The sequence below is a fragment of the Mesorhizobium sp. M1396 genome, from assembly GCF_040317725.1.
Taxonomy (GTDB): domain Bacteria; phylum Pseudomonadota; class Alphaproteobacteria; order Rhizobiales; family Rhizobiaceae; genus Mesorhizobium.
On sequence record NZ_JAMYLA010000026.1, the window covers coordinates 14,106 to 32,090 of the forward strand.

The 17,985-nt window shown below is 59.1% G+C and carries 12 protein-coding genes; 1 reads left to right on the forward strand and 11 read right to left on the reverse strand.

Annotated features, from left to right (window positions below):
- Nucleotides 1-44: 44 nt before the first annotated feature.
- Nucleotides 45-287 (forward strand): hypothetical protein, encoded by a 243-nt coding sequence (locus NKH02_RS18105; RefSeq protein WP_352880539.1) that lies wholly within the window; start codon nucleotides 45-47, stop codon nucleotides 285-287.
- Nucleotides 288-574: 287 nt separating this feature from the next.
- Here NKH02_RS18105 and NKH02_RS18110 read toward each other — a convergent pair whose 3' ends face one another.
- From NKH02_RS18110 to NKH02_RS18160, 11 genes are all read right to left on the reverse strand, one after another.
- Entirely contained in the window at nucleotides 575-3,073 is a 2,499-nt protein-coding gene (locus tag NKH02_RS18110; protein WP_352880443.1) for an RTX toxin, read from the reverse strand.
- Nucleotides 3,074-3,235: 162 nt separating this feature from the next.
- The gene (locus NKH02_RS18115; RefSeq protein WP_352880445.1) at nucleotides 3,236-4,741 is read right to left on the reverse strand and encodes a lipopolysaccharide biosynthesis protein; all 1,506 of its coding nucleotides are present in this window, start codon (nucleotides 4,739-4,741) and stop codon (nucleotides 3,236-3,238) included.
- Between the two features lie 180 nt (nucleotides 4,742-4,921).
- A complete protein-coding gene (locus tag NKH02_RS18120) occupies nucleotides 4,922-5,800 on the reverse strand; it encodes a sulfotransferase family protein (protein WP_352880447.1) in 879 nt (292 codons plus the stop codon).
- A 66-nt stretch (nucleotides 5,801-5,866) separates the two neighbouring features.
- Nucleotides 5,867-7,186 (reverse strand): HlyD family type I secretion periplasmic adaptor subunit, encoded by a 1,320-nt coding sequence (locus NKH02_RS18125; RefSeq protein ID WP_352880449.1) that lies wholly within the window; start codon nucleotides 7,184-7,186, stop codon nucleotides 5,867-5,869.
- Nucleotides 7,187-7,213: 27 nt separating this feature from the next.
- Nucleotides 7,214-9,037, reverse strand: coding sequence for a type I secretion system permease/ATPase (locus NKH02_RS18130; protein ID WP_352880450.1), 1,824 nt, complete (start codon nucleotides 9,035-9,037; stop codon nucleotides 7,214-7,216).
- A 501-nt stretch (nucleotides 9,038-9,538) separates the two neighbouring features.
- On the reverse strand, nucleotides 9,539-10,912 hold the full coding sequence (locus NKH02_RS18135) for a polysaccharide biosynthesis/export family protein (protein WP_352880452.1): 1,374 nt from the start codon (nucleotides 10,910-10,912) through the stop codon (nucleotides 9,539-9,541).
- Nucleotides 10,913-11,044: 132 nt separating this feature from the next.
- Nucleotides 11,045-12,265, reverse strand: coding sequence for a glycosyltransferase (locus NKH02_RS18140; RefSeq protein WP_352880454.1), 1,221 nt, complete (start codon nucleotides 12,263-12,265; stop codon nucleotides 11,045-11,047).
- Nucleotides 12,266-12,338: 73 nt separating this feature from the next.
- On the reverse strand, nucleotides 12,339-12,782 hold the full coding sequence (locus NKH02_RS18145; protein ID WP_352880456.1) for a GFA family protein: 444 nt from the start codon (nucleotides 12,780-12,782) through the stop codon (nucleotides 12,339-12,341).
- Nucleotides 12,783-13,047: 265 nt separating this feature from the next.
- Entirely contained in the window at nucleotides 13,048-14,643 is a 1,596-nt protein-coding gene (locus tag NKH02_RS18150; RefSeq protein ID WP_352880458.1) for a nucleoside/nucleotide kinase family protein, read from the reverse strand.
- A 404-nt stretch (nucleotides 14,644-15,047) separates the two neighbouring features.
- On the reverse strand, nucleotides 15,048-15,605 hold the full coding sequence (nusG, locus tag NKH02_RS18155; protein ID WP_352880460.1) for a transcription termination/antitermination protein NusG: 558 nt from the start codon (nucleotides 15,603-15,605) through the stop codon (nucleotides 15,048-15,050).
- Between the two features lie 19 nt (nucleotides 15,606-15,624).
- The gene (locus NKH02_RS18160; RefSeq protein WP_352880461.1) at nucleotides 15,625-17,856 is read right to left on the reverse strand and encodes a GumC family protein; all 2,232 of its coding nucleotides are present in this window, start codon (nucleotides 17,854-17,856) and stop codon (nucleotides 15,625-15,627) included.
- Nucleotides 17,857-17,985: the final 129 nt, after the last annotated feature.

Genomic DNA, 17,985 nt, shown 5'->3' on the forward strand with positions numbered 1-17,985 from the left:
AAGTTCAGATCTGTAAATTTGAGACGGTTGTGGAGAGGTTTGACATGTCAACTGAAAGCACAAAAAGCTCAGAACGGATTCAGGAGACCCTGGTCTCGGAGGCTCAAGCTCGCCGCGACTTCCTCAAGAAGGCGGGGCGTTTTGCGGCGGTTACGCCGCCGGCTGTGACGCTTTTGCTCGGCACAAGCTTGAACTCCAAGGCGATTGCCCAATCGGGCGGATCACGCCCGGGCAACGGTTGGGGAGACAAGAACCACATTCACTCCGGTCCCCCTGGCCAGGCGTAGGCTCTTCGAGCATCGTGGCCGCTGAAAACAGCGTTGTGAGAACCTAAGGTTCCAGCCCGTCATTTGAAAGCCCCGACCACCTGCGGCACTTTTGAGGCCGCAGGTGGTCGGGGCTTTGTTTTGCCGGCGGCTACGGCTCACGGGTCCGAACTTCAAATCAGCGCAACAAAAAATGAATCCGGGTTTTCAGACGAAAGAAAGCCTCGGCACCAACCTGCGCTCTGTGCTCGCCGGTTTTGGCCGGGCATGATGCGGTCTAATGGGCCTGAAACGCGCGCCGTGCAGGATCAGGCGAGCAGCCAATCATTTAAATGGAATTCATAGATCTTGCCGTCGTTCTCGGTCGGAGTGGCGTCATTGTCCACGCCGCGATCAGTGATGTACAGGCTCATACTATGGCTTGGATCGTCGCTGCTTGGCGCCAGCGCCATTCCCGACGGTTTGTGCGCATGGGCCGCGGAGATATCGAGCGTGCCCAACAACTGCCCGGTAGGCGTTACCATTGCCACCGAGTTTTTCGACGTAATGATATAAAGGAGGTCGTGGACCGGATCGTACGCAATGCTTTCGTCGCCAGGGGTCCCCAGCGCACGCGCAGAAAAACTGCTGACTATGTCATCGCCGCCTGTGCTCGGGAGACCATCGAATTTCCCATTCGGACCCGCAGCGATGGTGTAAATCGTCTGGGTCGTGCCGTCGGCGACATAAAGGACTCCGCGTTTTGTATCATACGCAATCCCCTCCGGGTCCGTGCTGCCGAATGCGGCCGTCTTGAATGAGGTCACAACGTCGTCGGACGTGTTGTAAAGTCCGTCCCCTCCGGGGTTGAGTTCGTATACGCTCTTTGTGCCAGTGTCGTCCGTGAAGAAGAGATGGTGGTTGGTGGGATTGTAGGCGATCCCCGACGGCTCATCGGAAAATTTGATCGTCGTGAGCGTGCCCGCTAGGCTGCCACTCAGATTCATTTGGTAGAGATTCTTGCCGGTAAAAATGGACATCTCGTCAACTTCACTATCGGCAACCAGCAGCGTGCCGAGGTGAGAAATATAGACGAGATCCGTGGGATCGGGGCTCGGTGGCGACCACAGCGAAGTGAGGATGGTATGTGCCAGGGTCACCGACGTCGGCAGCTGGTTGGACGTGACGTCGACGTTGAAGACATGGGTATCGATGCTGCCGTCGGCCGAGGCGGCCGTGACGGTGAGGGCGACCGACGGCTCGTTGAGCGTCCCGGTACTCGAGCGTGTGATGACGCCGGTGCTGGAATTGATGTCGAAGCGCGTGTCATCGATCTTGTAGGTGACCTTCGAGTCGGCATCGGGATCCGTCGCCGAGGCGGTGATCCCGACCGACGTGCCGGCGGCAGCGTTCTGGGCAATCTGGTTGGCGGCGGGGTTGGCATCCGGCGAGGTGTTGAAGGCGACCGGCTCAGCGCTGTTGAGGACGGCGAGGGTGAACGCCTGACTGGCGGTGCTTCGGTCGGACGAGGTTGCCGTCACCGTCAGGTTGATCGACGGCTGGGTCTCAAAGTCAAGCGTGCCGGTACTCGAGCGCGTGATGACGCCGCTGCTGGAATTGATGACGAAGCGCGAGTCATTGATGGTGTAGGTGACGGTCGATCCGGCATCGGGATCCGTGGCCGAGGCGGTGATCCCGGTGGGTGCACCTGCTGTGGCAAGCTCGGCGATCTGGTTGGCGGCGGCGTTGGCGTCGGCCGGGCTGTTGAAGGCCACCGGACTGCCGGATCCTGGCAGCAGATATTCGATGTGCAGCAGCGGAGCGCTGGCCGGCGAGTATTCGTAGGAATCGGCTGTGCGCGTGCCGGTGCCGGTGACCAAAAACGCCATGTCGTTGAGCGCAGCCCAGCCCGAGCGGTTGATGATCTCCTGCACGATTGCCGACAGGTCCGGCGAGCGCTCGGTCGGCCCTTGCTCGCCTACCGTGGTCCACGGGTCCGGCGTCCAGGAGGCGGACGCGTCCGTCGTCGCGCGTGAGGACACGTTGAAGCTGACGCTGGTGAAGGCGCTCGCGTCGTCGGTATCTTCGCCCTTGATCAGCAGCGAGGTCGCGCCGGTCTTAACCTCATTGGCCTGGAACTGGATATAGGCGCCGGTGATGATGGCGCCTTGCGGGATGTCGATCCCGGTGAAGCGGATGCCGACCGTCTGTCGGGTGCTGCTGTCATAGCCCAGCTCGAGGTCGTTTATGTTGGTCGAGATCGAGCCCGAACCCTTCTCCTCGACATCGTCGCCGGCGGCCGCCACCCTTGTCTCGAAGATCGGGTCGATTGCATTCAAGGCAGCGGCGAGGAGGCTGCTGGTGGTAGCCGCGGTGCCCGTCGAGACCGTGTCGAGGTCAGCAACTGCCTCAGGGATGGTGGCGGCATAGGTGACATGGCTGTCGGCATGGCCCGTTTTCGCGTCCTGCCACAAATCGAGAAAGCTGCTGTCCAGATGAATGCCAACTCCGGCTGCCGTCTCTGCCAGTCGGCTGACGTTCAATCCGCCATCGCTCCCCGATGTCGGAGTGATCCCATGCGCGGAAATGAGATCGAGGCTGTTCGCGGCGCGATCCAATCCGTGACTGTGACTCCCCTTGCCGGTTTCCGCAGCAGGTTCGTCGCTCAGATCGGAGATCTCGCCAGTCTTCTCGTTGCCGCTCACGCTTCCGATTGGCAGCGTCCAATCGTCGATGTTCAGCCAGTCGCCTTTGATGCCGGGGGCAATGCCGGAGTCCGTCAGCAAGAGTTTCGTGTCAGTCCAGGGAAGCCCCGCCAGTTTTGCCATGTCGAATCTCCTCTCCATATTTCTCGACTAAAATCGGAATCTCGACGTGTCCGACCAGGGGCGGTTCCGACCCCAGATCGAGCATGGCGACGGGTAACGTTGACATGAAAGCCGTCGCCCGAGATCCATGGCCGGGCGCTCAAGCGCTGAAGTCTACTTTGATCAGTCGGTTGCCTTCCGCATCCTGGGCCAGGCGGGCGCCACCGCGGCAAGCATACGCAGCAGTGATAGCCCGTCCCGCCCCAGGAACAGCGACGGCAGGATCCAGCACAGCAGCAAGCCCCCGGCAGATGCCAGCAATACCGTATCGATGAGCAGGGGAAGAGCAGATAGATGGAACTCGCGCAGCCATTCCACCAGTGCCCAGACGCCCGTTCCGACAACGCCCGCGAGCGCCAGCCCAGGCAGATGCGCCATGAAGAAGTCGCCCCAGGTCATCCCGGTCACGCGGAGGCTCAACTGTGCCATGAGGAAGAAGTTGATCCCGAATGCCGCGCCGACGCCGAATGCCACACCTTCTATTCCCCAGAATTGCCCCATCAAGGACCCAACCAAGACGCCGATGGTGAAAACGGCTTGGCGCCACGCGCGTGCGTAGACCGTCCCCGTTGCGCGCGAGACGGAATCGCTCAGCTTGTAGCTCGTGCGAAACAACATGCTGAACGCCAGGATCTGGAGGGGGGCGACAACCCCTTCCCATCCCCGCCCGAGAGTGACCTTAACCAACTCCGGCGCGACGATCGCCACGACCATACTGGCCGGTAGGACGGTCAGGGCGCATCCCGCGACCGCGCTGCGATAGGCGCGAGCAAGCCGCGCGGGCTGCTCCTGGACTAGCGCCATGGTCGGGAACAGCACCCTATCGAGAACTTGACCGACTATGACCGCGGGCGTCGTCATCAGCTGTGACGACAGGCCGTACAGGCCAAGCGCATCTGCGCCGAGCCAGCGGCCCACGACGAGCCTGTCTGCCTGGGTGGCGAGGTAGTTGCATACCCGGGCAATGGTGAAACCGCTTCCGAAATACAGCAGTTCGAAGATGGCGCTTCGTTCCAGCAAGGGCCGCATCGGATGCGGCTGGCCAGCGAGCAGCACGACCATGCGGATGAATTGCTGGATCAGGAGTGCGCCGACAAGGGCCCAGATACCGAAGCCGAGCCAAGCCAGTACCGGACCGGCAACGACGTAGCCCGTGGCGAAAGCGCAGGCATCGACGAGCGCCAGCCAGCGGAATCGAAGCGCGCGTTGGGCCGCGGCCAATGCCACCATGGAAGCGCCTTGGAAAAGGAACACGAAGCAGATGGCACGAACGACCGGAGCCAGATCCGCAAGTCGAAGCAGGTCGGCAATTGCCGGTGCCATCGCCCAGACCAACGCAGACACAACGAGGCCGAGCAGGCATGACAAGGTGAATCCGGCCCGGAGATGTCGCTCTTCCAGCACAGGTCGCTGGACGATCGCTGGGGTAATGCCAAGTCCTTGGAAGATCGCCGAAAACTTGATGACGATCAGCGCTGCGGAATAAAGGCCGAACTCATTGGGCGAGAGCAGCCGGGCCAGGATGAGAAGTGAGGCAAGCTCGGCGACGGCGAGGGCGCCCATGGACAAAGCCGTCCACAACATGCCCACGACACTCTGTTTTGCCAGCCCGCGCCTGTTGTTGCTCACGCCTGTCTCCACTCTTCGGCCGATCCAAACAGCCGGCCATTGCGTCCATCCCGGATCCGCCGAGCGACACGATTACATTGGGTGACGCTCGCCGACGCGCCCGCGCCTGCATGTCACGACCGGCATTGGCCACGAAGGGGCCTCGGCTGCGGTGCCGCCCGCCCGCGCGGCGCGCCTTACCTACTGAAGAAGCGAGGGAATTTCGTAGCGATAGAATTCCATCTCATCCCGGACCTCCGGTATGATCGCCGTCAGGTCCTTCGTTTCGAGGCGAAGCCACTTCTGCTGGCGACCGGGGTCGATCATCTCCTTGGCCATGCGGACGATATCGTCGGTGCAGCTAAGCCCGCAATGTTCATAGACGCGGCGCAAGACCAGTTCGGGATCCTGTATCAAATCCTCATAACGAAAAGACAGAACGCGGCCATCGCCAAGCTTGGCGAGATCTTCTCGAGCCTTTCGATTGCCGCGCGCCCACTGACGCGCGATCACTGTCAACTTTTCATTATCCTTCAAATCCCGATCTATTCCGTTGTAACGTGGACCGTAGATCGATGTATATTTCCTTCCGAGCACCCTTTTTGTGATCACCTGTTTTATAATATCTTTTGCATAATAATGAATTTGCGTCACAGGCGTGATTTTCAGGAGACGCATTATACCTTTGAAAGACTTAGCTCTCTGCCACTTAAGCTCCATTGAGCTTATGTATGAAAATGGATTTCTCGTAATATAGAGAAATATGGCCTCCGGAAAAATCTCATGGACAAACGGCACGCGCAAGACATTGGCAGGCGTATTTTCCATGATCTGTCGGTCGCCGTGCCGCGACTGATATTCGAGGAACCTGCCACGAATGTAGCGAGCGACCCTTTCGGTAGCATCGGTTCTGACGAATTCGTCATGACGCCGCGCCGGATCGGCATATAGCCACAATGTTTTTGGCTCGTACCAGGTAACGATGTCGGGATGCAGCCCGATCAATTTTTGTGCAATTGTGGTCCCCGACCGATAGTTGCCGATCAGAAAGATGGGAGGTTTCAGCTCTGTTGCTGCCATGACAAGTCTCCGTCGCTAAAGGTTAGCCAAGATCGCGCCGATCCCACGACAAACTCCGCCGCTCGGCTATTGATCTCTGAACGCACGCATCATCTGGTCCGTCAAAGGCTTGATCAGGTAGGAGAGCACCTTGCGGTCACCAGTCCGTATGAATGCTTCCACCGGCATACCGGGAATGAGCGAGACGGAGCCAAGTTTCTTCGAATCCTTCGGATCTGGCCTGATGCGGACTGCGTAGTAGATTTCATTGCTATGCTGATCGCGCGTTACGTCGGCCGCAATCATGGACACCGTGCCCTCCGTTTCGGGCGTAGTGCGGACGTTGAAGGCGGTGAAGCGAAGAAGTGCGCGTTGGCCGACCGATATCTGATCGATGTCCTGCGGAGCGGCCTTCACCTCGACCGTGAGAGTGTCGGTGTCGGGAACGATCAACATAATCGGCTCCCCCGCATTGATCACGCCGCCGACAGTATGGACTAAAGATTGATGGACCACGCCGCTGGAGGGAGCGCGAATGTCAACGCGTGACAGCTGGTCCTCGGCGGTGACTTTTCGTTCCTCGAATTCGGCGATCTTGGCGTCAACTTCGCGCAGTTCGCTGCCAGTTTCGCTGGAGAACTCCTTGTCCAGCTGCAGGATCTGGAGCTCGACTTCGGCGATGGCACCCTTTGCCTGCGCCATGCTTGACACAAGCTGTGACCTTTCACCCTCGATGCGTGTTGCTTCGCGTTCATATTCGGTCAGCTTCGACTTGAGTGTGAGCTTCTTTTCGACAAGGCTGCGGATGTCGACGAGTTCGTCGTTGATCAGCTCGATCTCCTTGCTCTTTGCCGATTCCTGAGCCGAATAGCCTTCGATCTGTTTTCCGAGTTGTTCGATGCGTTCGCGCAAGCGCGCCTTGTTGCCAAAAACCTCGGTTCGACGAAGCTCGAATAGCCGTTGTTCGCTGGCCACCGTGTTGGCAATCTCCGGGTTGTTCATTCGCGTGGCAAGTATCGGAGCAAGTGTCATCCGCCCGCTGCCGTCACGCTCGGCCTCGAGCCGGGACTTTCGCGCATAGAGCTCATCCAGATTCTTTGTCACGTAAGCCAGGCTGGCACGCGGAATGGTGTCGCTAAGCTGGACCAAGATATCCCCGGCCCGGACACGGTCGCCATCGCTCACGAAGATCTTGCCGACCACGCCGCCCGTCGGGTGTTGCACTTTCTTTTCGCTGTTCTCGACGACCACCCAACCATGCGAAATGATTGCTCCCGAAATGTCCACTGTCCCGGCCCAGACTCCCATTCCGCCGAGGAGCAGTGCGACGACAGTCATCCCGCCCAGCAGATTGCGGCGAATGGATCGCCGGTTGGAAAGCGATCGGTTCAAGACAGGAGCCGTCATTGCCCGTTTCCCATGTGTAGCAAGTCGTCAATTCGGCAGTCGAGGCGAGGTTGAAACCGGCTGCAGGCCCTCTGTATTGACCTGTGACATCGGAAAGAGCTTGGACAGAACGGACTGCTTCGTTCCAAACATGTGCATCTGCCCTTCTTTCATCATCAGCACGAAATCCACGGTGGTGAGAATGTTCGGGCGGTGCGCGACGATCACCACGATGCCTCGGCGTGCCTTGATTGCGAGGATCGCCTCGGCGAGCGCCCGTTCGCCTTCCATGTCGAGATTGGAGTTGGGCTCGTCGAGGACGACCAGGAACGGATTTCGATAGAGTGCGCGTGCCAAAGCAACGCGCTGGCGCTGCCCTGCTGACAACGCGGTTCCGCCCTCTCCGATCTGCGTCTCGTAGCCATTGGGAAAGCTGATGATCAGTTGATGGACACCCGCCGCGCGGGCGGCGGCGACGATGGCCTTTGGGTCCGATCCAGGATCGAAGCGGGCGATGTTGGCGGCAACCGTTCCCGCGAACAGTTCGACGTCCTGCGGAAGGTAACCTATATGGCGGCCAAGACGCTCCGACGACCACTGATCGAGCGCGGCGCCATCAAGCTTGACACGCCCCGCCAGCGGTCGCCATGCGCCGACCAGCCCACGAGCCAGGCTGGATTTGCCGGAACCACTTGGTCCGATGATGCCAAGCACCGAGCCGGCGTCCAGGCTGAATTCCACACCTCGCACGATGATCCGTTGCGCGCCCGGCGCGCCGATCGTCATGCGCTCCACCGTCAAGTTCGAACCGGGAACCGGAAGTGCCATCGGCTGGGCGTCTTGCGGCAATCGGGCGAGCACCTGGCTCAGCCTGCTCCAGCTCTGGCGTGCGGCCACGAAGGTACGCCAATGGGCGATGGCAAGATCGACAGGCGCAAGCGCACGGCCCGCAAGGATGGAGCCGGCGATGATGATCCCGGACGTAGCCTCGCCCTGGATCACCAGCCAGGCCCCTATACCAAGCATTGCCGACTGGAGCATCAGCCGCAAGGCGCGGGCGAAGCTGCCGAAGCCACCTACGATATCGCTGACATGCTGCTGTTGCGTGAGATATTCGCGGCTCGCCTCCCGCCAATGGTCGTGCAGGCGGTTGCCCATTCCCATCGCCGCGAGGACCTCCGCGTTGCGGCGACTGGCCTCGGCAAAGCCGTTGCGCATCACGCCCGTCGAAACCGCGGCGCCCATTGGTTTGCGCGTAAAGACCTCGGTCGCTACCGTCAGCGCCACCAACACGATTGCACCGCAAATCGCCGTAATCCCGAGCGTCGGATGAAGGCTCCATATGATTGCCAGATAAAAGGGCATCCACGGAAAGTCGAAAAGCGTGCTAGGCCCCGGGCTCGACAGAAATATGCGGACGTTGTCGAGATCGCGCTGCGGCTGCAGCCCATCGCCCTGGTGGCCGATGTACAAGGGCAGCCTGGACACGGCTGTAAATACGCGTCCTCCGACCGCTTCGTCCAGTTCAACACCGATCCGGGTCATAATGCGGCCGCGCACGAGATCGACGACCGCCTGCCCGACAAACAGAACGCCGGCCAATATCGCCATGGCTACCAGAGTCGGAACGCTGCGGCTTGGCAGTACGCGATCGTAGACCTGCAACATGAACATCGCGCCGGTCAGCATGAGGATGTTGCTCACGCCGCTAAAAACCGCGACGCCCGCGAATGCTGCCTTGCAGGAACGCAGCGCATAGGCCAGTTCCGAACCGGGCGCCGGCTGAATGCTCCTTGCCGAGGGCTGGGCGCCGGCGTTCGCGAACGCGCTTGGCAAGCCGACCCTTCGCCTTGCCTTGCGGGCGGCTGCCATGAGCAGCAAGCCCAGGGCTGCTATCGTCAGCCCAATCAGAAGAGCGTCTGGACCGGGCAGCAAGACCAGCGCATCGGAAAAATAGTCCCAGTCCATCACGAGATCGGTCCACGGTCGCGGCAGCCAGTTCCTGCCGAGATCAACGAGGCGCGGCAGAAATGCAGCTCCGGCAAGCGCAAGAGCGAGGAGGAGCAGGATTGTACCTGGAATGCGCGATCGGATGATGGAGCGGTGGCGCGTCGCGTAACGCACCGTCGTCTTGCGGCGCGCCGTTGCACGGAGGAGATTGATCCGCCTCTGCTCCATTTTGGCATGGGAATTCGCCCGGCGGAAGCGGTTCCCCACGGCTGTCAGTGCTGCCCCAAGGATCATGTCAAACCCCTGAGGTGCCGAGGCCGGACTATGTCGGTCCGTTTAAGGCACAACGAACCCGAGAGCGTCGCGAAGCGACGATCGCGGCCCTGAAGCAAAGCCTTGCTCGAGCAAATGGGCATGTTCGTATTATTGGCCGACAATGCTTGGCTGGAGGGCCGGGCCCTCCGCATTTGGGGTCCCCATTGTTCCGGAAGCGTCCGGTGCGTAGAACCCTTTGTTGGCTACAATTGAAACCTCGACGACATCACCAGCTAGGACTTCCGTATTTTCATCGGCAATGATGTCGTGGGCGACTTTCTGGTTGCGCCTGAAAATCGAAATCTTCACAGAGCCTTGCAAATCGTCGAACGTCCTCTGTTCGCCGTAGGTAAAGATAAAGAGAAGCTTGTCGGCAACGTACCTTATTTGACTTTGAATTTTCCCCAGCTCGACCTGCGTGTCCTGGGTTTGCGAGATCAAATCCATTTCATAACTCTGCTTCTTTTTTCGCAGCTCACTCTCCGAGTTCAGCATCGCCTGCTGCGCCTGCTCCTGCTGCAACTCGGTCTGCGCAAGTTCGGCGCGATAGCTGGTATGTGCTCGTTCCGCCGTCATGACATTCGAATTGGTTATCAGACCTTTTTCCCGCAGTGAGCGGGCGGATTGCAGTTCCTCGAGTTGAATGTTCGCGGTCTTTTCCCGTTCGGTTCGCGCTGCTGCGACCATATCTGCTTCCTTCCTGGCCCGATCCAACGAGACTTCAAGGAAGGAAATGTCATCCCGATATGCGGCAAGGCGGGCGTCCAACTGCGCCTGTTCGGACGCTATGATGTCGACTATCAAGTGGCCGCCAAACTCGACTGGCGGATCCGGCGGAGGAACGAAGGATTTGTTCTGCCGGCTTTCCGCCTGGAGCCGGGCGAGCCGAACCTTCAGACGATATTCTTCGATAGCAAGACCTGCGCGCGCGCTGCGCAGATCAGCTATTTGCAGGGCCGGCTCCATGTTTCCCACGGCGGTAGCCCGAAAGCCACCGGCTATGGCCAGCGCATGGCGAACCGTTATTCCAGGTTGAAACGGGTACGATCCGGGATGAGCCACCGTTCCGGAAATAAAGAATGGTCGGTACTGACCGATCTCCACCTTCACGAAAGGCTCGAGAATGAGCTTCTGCTGTTGAAATGCACGTTGAATGGCTTGCGAAAGGGCAACAGTGGTGAGGCCGCGCGCCTGAATATCACCCAACATGGGAAGTGATATCGAGCCCCGATCATCGACCACCACGTCCAGTGGAAAGGATTGCTCGCCAATCACGGATACCCGCAGGACGTCACCGGTGTCGAACGTATATCCGTCCGCACGAGATGCGTCGGCAGTGAGCAGAACAAAGGCAATGGCGAGGCCACCAATCATTGCAAGCATGCGGCCGGCCGCAGTTTCAAATCCGTGAAAAACCCATCGGCCCCAATCCTTCATTCGCAGAGGCTCGGAAGGAAATTGCTGGTCAGCACGCAAACGCATCGTCGTACTCCGTTGTCTTGTCTGCCGTCAGGATCAATCGACTTTCGTCGGCCGGAGCGTGACAGCAGGGTGTTCGTTGGGTTCGAGCAGTAAGCCTTGGGAATCTACGCTCCGTCGAAGGAGCAAAAGGGATCAGAATCCGTGCAGTCCTACGGTTTGCTTGGTGAGGCCATCGCGACATTGCGCCTCGTTTGGTCGTGCGGCTGGAAGGGCTGACTCAAGAGCGGATTGATAAATCGACTCGACCCTATCGCACATGGCATCTAGCCCCCAGGACGAAAGGTCGGTGAGTTTCGCACTCTCAGCCAGTCGAGCGCGATACAGCTCGTTCTCAAGGAGATCGGCGACCGCCGCAGCTGCGGCACCCACATCTTCCGCCGGCGTCACGATCCCATTTACGCCATGCTTCACGACCTCTTCCACTCCCGGCAGATGCGAAACCACACTGGCTCGACCGCCCGCCAGATACTGCATCATGACGCGAGGCAGGCCTTCTCGCATCGACGTCAGCACACACACGTCCGCTAGACTGATCAGTCGCTCAGGCTCGCAATGGTAGCCGATCAAACGAACATTGTTTGCGAACGGGGATCGTTCAATTGCCGATTCAACAGTGGATCGCGCCGGCCCCTCACCGGCTAGGAGCAGTCGCACGTTCGGAATTCGGTCGACGATCTGCACAAATGCTTCAATGAACTCTACGTGGCGTTTTCGCGGTTCAAGTGCAGCCAGCATCAGGACCACCGGCGGCTTAGGCTCTCCGACAGCCGTTCCCAGGAGGAGATGCGATTGTTGCGGCCATTGCGCGTTCGCGAAGCGTGTCAGATCGAAGCCGGAGTGGACGACGTGGTGCTGATCGGCGCTACCCAAATGATTGGCGATGCAAATGTCGCGCATAGCCTGGCTGACATCGATGAAAGCCTGTGTGACCTTCGCGGCCAGGCGTTCGGCAGCCAGGTACATCAGCCTCTGCGCGTTGCCCACATGCACGAAAGGTAAAATGTGCACGCCATGTATGATGCAAGGGATATTGGCTTCCCTGGCGGCAAGGCGGCCGACGATGCCAGCTTTGCTTTGATGTGTGTGCACGATGTCAGGCCGCCAATCGCGCATAAGGCGCGTGAGTTGCCCAAATGCAGAAATGTCGCGGGTGGGTGAAATCGAGTTGATGAGTTTTTCCAGAGTCATAACCCGAACGGCTTCGGCAACGGACGCCCGTAAAATCGGGTCGTACTCCTCGCCGTGAACCAAAAGCACTTCGTGGCCGTGCCGCGCCTGAGCGAGACAGCAGGCCAATGTGTTCTCTTCGGAACCTCCCCGAAGAAGTCGGGTGAGCACATGGACGATCTTCATTTGCCAATACCTCAGGGGACATGAAATCCGGGGGCGGCGCTTCCGGGTGGAAGATCGAGCGCAAAATCAAATTTCACGCGGCCGCATCGACGTCCGACAGCGACCTCGGCGCCGGCACTTCTGCACTGTTCGCCGCTGGCCGGTCGTGCTCGAACTGTTCGGTGCCGGGCAAGACATGCAGCCAGGTCTCGCGTCTTGAGGTCCACAATTCATATTCGGGTACGAGATCGGTCGGCGCGACGTCGAGGCTGCCGATCATCACCTCGGCCTCGTTGTCGTTGACCCAGGCGACGCGGCCGCCGCAGGTCGGGCAGAAGCTGCGCGTGCCATAGGAGCTGACGAGGCCCGTCTTCTCGAAGGCCCCGCGCGGCCAGATGGCAAAGGCCGAATAGGTCGAGCCGCCGGCCTTGCGGCAATCCTTGCAATGGCAAAGACCAATGCGGAGCGGCGGGCCACGGACCGAGAACTGCACGCCGCCGCACAGGCAACTGCCGGTTCTGCGTATGGTGTCGGACATGGCAACCTCCGTCATTGCGTAGCGCTGCGGGCCGGGTGGGACAGGTGCTCGTCCCGAAACAGAGCCATCTTGCCTCGTTCGAGTCAGAGCCCTGTGTCGATCCTTGGATGAAACAGGCTCTAGCGGCGCGCCGCCATCGAGCGCGAGCGTTCGGCGGCTTTTCCCACGCCTGGCAGGGAACACCTGTCGATTCGCGAAGTCGGAAGACCGCGCGTCAGGGTCTGTTGGGGACGGATACGGGCCTATGAGCCGCCCGCCCTGCCTCTCACAGAGACCGCCAGATATGCCTGAACAGTTCCCGGCCGACCGCGTCTATGCTCGCGCTCGCGTCAATGGTTCGGATGGACTTGTCCTTGGATCGCAGCTCCGCCATCAGCGATAGCCGCGCATCGAACGCTTCTTTCCTGATTTCACCGGGCTTTCGCTGCTCGGAGACCGCAAAATCTGAAACGAGGTGCAAAGTGAGGTGTGGTCGGCATTCTGCCATCTTCTGGTAGAGTCTTTGCTCCAGCCGGGCGAGTGCTGACAAGCCCGGGATGGAGAACAGGTGCGGTGGAATGGTTGGCCCGTCCAGATACCCTCTGCAGAGCGCCTGCGGCCACCTGTCACAAATGACGATCAGGCCGCGCGTCGCCCATCGATGTGCACGTTTCACGACAGCGTATCGCTCAAACGCGATCAAGACTGCCCACAATGCCAGCGCGGCAGCGACAATTCCGGGGGATTTGTTGTTATCCTTGTGAACCAAGGACTTAAGGCGGCGTCTATGGGGAAAAACCAGCGTCTGCAATGCCTTGCGAAGCCACCACCCATTGCCGTCTCCGGTTCCGACATAGGCTTGCGCACACCCGAATTTCCAACGAAATATCTGTGTTAGCCGCTCAACCTGAGTGCTCTTCCCCATGCCATCAGGACCTATGAGCGCGACTACAAGACCACCAGCCGCGGGCCGTCTCTTTGGTGGAAATCTGCCGGGCATCAAATGCTGAAGGGACCTCAAGGCGAGATACGTGGCCTTGCGGGCCAGATGGATGCCGGCATCGGCGATTCCGTAACGCCCCGTGAAACCACATATTGCTCGGATCGAACGCCGTAGCCCGGCAAGATCTCCGCGATGGACGACCAAACCGTCGGCGCTTTGCAGAAACCTGCAGCTCGCCGTTCCCCCGCCGGCGAAGGTGTATTCCACGGCATGCAAGCTTTGCTCGCCTGACGGAAATGGCAGGCGGGCAAATTGGTCCCTCCAACCATCCCCGACGGTGATCCATTTTCTCCAAGGCAATGCCCAGGCCCGAAAGGCGAGGCGGGCAATTGCTATTCGAATCTCGTCTTCGAGAGAGACGACCGGAATCGATACCCCATCCACATAAATCGGCTCCCATCGTCTAATCGCCGCGTAGTCGAATACCGGATATCGCTTACGAAACTCCCAGCCGACCCGGAGCCCGATATGCATGTCGAGATGGAGATAGCGTCCATGCGAAAAGTCAGGCACGAACCAGTCCTCGCGGCCGGCGCAGACATTGTCGTAGCAAGACAGGCTGACGCCGCGACAGCCGTACAGCTTGCTCACGATCGAGCAGAAGATCGGGTAATCGTGTTTGTCCAGAAGGACGTCCAGATCGTCCCGGCCCGCAAGTCCGTCTTTCAGGGATGCGACATCCTGAATTATTCCGTACTTTAGGCCGCATTCATTGAATGCTCGAAACAGTTCGCTGGCGATCGGCAGCGCCGGCACCGCTTCGAGGGGCATGGAAGGGGCGCTTCGCTCAGTTTGAGATAGACCTGCATCTGCTTTGCTGTTGGAAAATCCCGCCTCAACCGCCTTGGCTGACGCTGCAACATTGACTTCCTCCGGCAATGCGTGGGCCGGCGTGCTTGCCTTGGGCTCTGGAGTCCAGCGCCGATATTTTGGCGGCTGCAGGCCATCCCGAGGCCCTCTAGGATCCGCGCGACAGTGGCTTGCGGGATTGGATTTGCATGAAGGTTGCAAGGGATATCCCCTAGTTGATCGCGTCGAGGGTTATTCGCTCATCGTCGCCGCAAAAACGTCGAACTGGCGGAGCCATATCCACACCGATTGGGGCTGACTTCGTTGGCACGCGGCACTACCAATGTTGTCCTCGTCGACCGGCAGGCTCGGATGTCACCTTGCAAGCTGCCGCAGAGAGGGTGAATTGGGTGCCAACTCAGTTCCTCATTGCTGGGCCGTCCCAGCATCTTCCGAGCGAAAAGTTATATTAAGTAAAAGCCGACGAAAATACTTCAAGAAACTACTGAAATCTTATCCCGGTCGATGATGATCGGGGTGGAGCGGTTCATGATATCAAGAAGAATTCTAACCGCCCCAGCACTGCCAACATGATCAAGAACGCCAAGCTGGTCCGAAAACGGTCCATCTAATATCCTAATTCTTTGACCTGGCCTCAACAGAATGTCCGGGTGCAGAATTCCGTCAGCGTCGGTTGCTGATATCAAAGACTCAACTACACCGTATGGTGCCGGTATCGGCATTCCTTTGCTCATGACAATTTTCCGCACGCCGACGGTTGAGTTGATCGGATACCAACTCTGCTGCTGAACAAGCGAGACGAACAGATAGCAGTCGAAATACGCACTTGAAACGGTTCTGACTATGCGGGCGTGCCGGACGGTTCGCCTCCGCTTGGGCAGATAGGTCCGGAAGTTTTGCGATCGCAGGTGCCACTCCGCCAAGCCCTCGGAATTCTGGTGCGTCTGGACGACGCACCAGCGCGCGGGTTCCCCTTCGTGGGCTTTTCCTACCGGCTCTGGGACGCGATGGTATAAGTCAGGGTGCTGCATGGCGGAATATGTTCTCTCTCTAGTTTAGATAGTAACTGTCCAAAACACTACTTTCGAGCGAAGTGTAGCGGCCATATTTCGGCAGCTTTGGTTCGTCCACCATCGTCAAGGCGATGCCGGCAATCTTGGACCGTCCGCCAAGATGTCGAATTCCTTCGGCAACGGCCTCGCGTGAGGTTTCACGCCACCTCACGACAAAGAGGACTTTGTCGACATACCTCGCCAGGATCGAGGCATCGGCAGCAGGTCCAACAGGTGGTGCGTCAATGATCACCGTGTCGAATTTTCCGCGAAGCTCATCGAGGACCGAGCGCATTCTCACCGAAGCAAGAAGGGCAGGCGGGTTCCGAGTCCTTGCGCCGGCAGGGAGCAGAGAAATCCCCGAACGTTCGTCCAGATGAATCGCGTTTGCGGCCTTTACCGGCAAAGTCAGAAGGTCAACCAGTCCGACCCTGTCGGCCATGCCGAAGAAGGCCGAGGCAGCCGAAAGCCGCAAGTCCGCATCGATGACCAGAACCCGTTCGCCATCGGCCGCGGCGGAGCAGGCTAGGCTCAACACCAGGGTTGTCTTTCCTTCGCCGGGCATCGCAGATGTCACCAGCATGACGCGCGGCAAGCGGGCCTGTTCCGGTGTCCCATCAATGCCCAGGCGGAGCCGCCGCACGGCTTCGCTATATCGGGAGAGGGGTCTGCGTTCGAGATAGGCCACAGGCTGGGCAAGCGACTGGGCGTCCCTCGACCAGCCCGACATCCTTGGCATGGACGCGAGAACCGGAACCGCCAACTCATCCTCTATCTGCTTCTTTGCCATGAAGCCCGAGGCGAAAAGCTCACGAAGTACGGCGCCTGCGCCTCCGACGAAGAGGCCTAGGACAAGTCCCAGGGCCGCAAAAAGAGGCCTGTTCGGGAAGCTTGGCGAACCCGGAACACCTGCATCGGTTATCACGCGTACGCCGCTGTTGAGGAGGGTGGACTTCTCCTCGGTGAGCTTGGCGCGTGAAAGGAATGTCTCAAAGAGTTCCTTGTTGGCGGCCGCAATCCTTTCCAGATCGCGCAGCTGGACGCCAACCTGACCTTCGATCTCGGATCGGTTGGATACCGAATCCAAGGCCCGCTTCAGCGAAGCCTCCCGGGCTTCTGCGGCGTCGACTTCATTCTTTAGATTGCCGATGAGACGCTGGACTTCAGCAGCAATCTGCCCCTCGATGTCGCGGCGCTCTGCTTGGGCCGTCATGACATCCGGATGCCGTTCGCCATATTTCAATTTAAGGTCGGCTTCCCGCCGTGTCACTCCAGAGAGCTGAGCCCGCAGCGCGCTAATCACCACCGACTGCAATACATCTGGTATCGACTGGATGTCGCCTCCGCTAGCCAGCAATTTGTCAACTTGAGAAAATTGGGCCCGCTTCTCGGACAATTCGGCGCGTGAGTTAATCAAGGCGATATTCAATTCGGACAGCTGCTGGTCAGTCAGACTGCCTGCTGGTGTCGCCAATAAATTGTGATCGATCCGAAACTTTTGGACAGCTTGTTCCGAACGGCTCAGTTCCTCACGCAGAGATGCGGCCCGCTCACTGAGCCACGTGGATGCTTTCCTGGCTCCTTCGTAGCGCGACCTTACTCGATCATCGAGGTAGGTCTGGGAAATCGCGTTGGCCAGGGATGCTGCTTTTTCCGGATCGTAAGCGGTCACTGAAATCTCAATGACGTCCGCCATTCCGACGCGTGAAACTCCCAGTGCACCCTTCAGCCATTCCAATGCTCCCAACCCGATCTTTGGGTCTTCAGTGAGCTTTTCACTGTCAACGACCTTCTGAAGGAGCGAGGTGGATCTCAGAACTGCAATCTGACTTTCGATAAAGGTTGAATTGTCGGCAAAATCGGAATTCGAATAATCTTGCGGAGTCATATAGTCGATCGGGGCATCGAGTAAGACTTGTGCGGCCCCCGTGTAGGATGGAGGAAGGACATAGGCGGCGACCACAAATGAGCCGAAGGTCATCGCCGCAATGCTGCATACCAGCTTCCATCGCCGGAGAAAGAAATCAAGGATCTCTCTCACGTCGAGCGGAAGTAACTCTCGGGTCATGGTCGGATTGTCAGTTGGACTTACCATTTCCGAATCCTTGCAAACAGCAGCACAAATCCCACCCTCCAGCGTTGGCTGAATGTGCTTTACTTCAAAATAGTTCGGGCAGTGGCCTGTTAAGCGCCCACGGCGCACGAGATGTAGGGGTTCGCGCCCCGCCATCCGGCATGTCCAAATCGCTCTCTTCCGCCCACCGACCGATCGCGTCGCCGATCAGCCGGAAACATAACAGCTTCGCGGACATCCCCGCCATTACCATTATTGAGTAGTAAATCGGCTAAAGGTCGAACT

Coding starts and splice junctions, on each gene's coding strand:
- nusG (WP_352880460.1), bottom strand. CDS start 15,605: ATGCAGCACCCTGACTTATACCATCGCGTCCCAGAGCCGGTAGGAAAA.
- NKH02_RS18145 (WP_352880456.1), bottom strand. CDS start 12,782: ATGTCCGACACCATACGCAGAACCGGCAGTTGCCTGTGCGGCGGCGTG.
- NKH02_RS18160 (WP_352880461.1), bottom strand. CDS start 17,856: ATGGCGGGGCGCGAACCCCTACATCTCGTGCGCCGTGGGCGCTTAACA.
- NKH02_RS18140 (WP_352880454.1), bottom strand. CDS start 12,265: ATGAAGATCGTCCATGTGCTCACCCGACTTCTTCGGGGAGGTTCCGAA.
- NKH02_RS18130 (WP_352880450.1), bottom strand. CDS start 9,037: ATGGCAGCCGCCCGCAAGGCAAGGCGAAGGGTCGGCTTGCCAAGCGCG.
- NKH02_RS18125 (WP_352880449.1), bottom strand. CDS start 7,186: ATGACGGCTCCTGTCTTGAACCGATCGCTTTCCAACCGGCGATCCATT.
- NKH02_RS18135 (WP_352880452.1), bottom strand. CDS start 10,912: ATGCGTTTGCGTGCTGACCAGCAATTTCCTTCCGAGCCTCTGCGAATG.
- NKH02_RS18110 (WP_352880443.1), bottom strand. CDS start 3,073: ATGGCAAAACTGGCGGGGCTTCCCTGGACTGACACGAAACTCTTGCTG.
- NKH02_RS18105 (WP_352880539.1), top strand. CDS start 45: ATGTCAACTGAAAGCACAAAAAGCTCAGAACGGATTCAGGAGACCCTG.
- NKH02_RS18120 (WP_352880447.1), bottom strand. CDS start 5,800: ATGGCAGCAACAGAGCTGAAACCTCCCATCTTTCTGATCGGCAACTAT.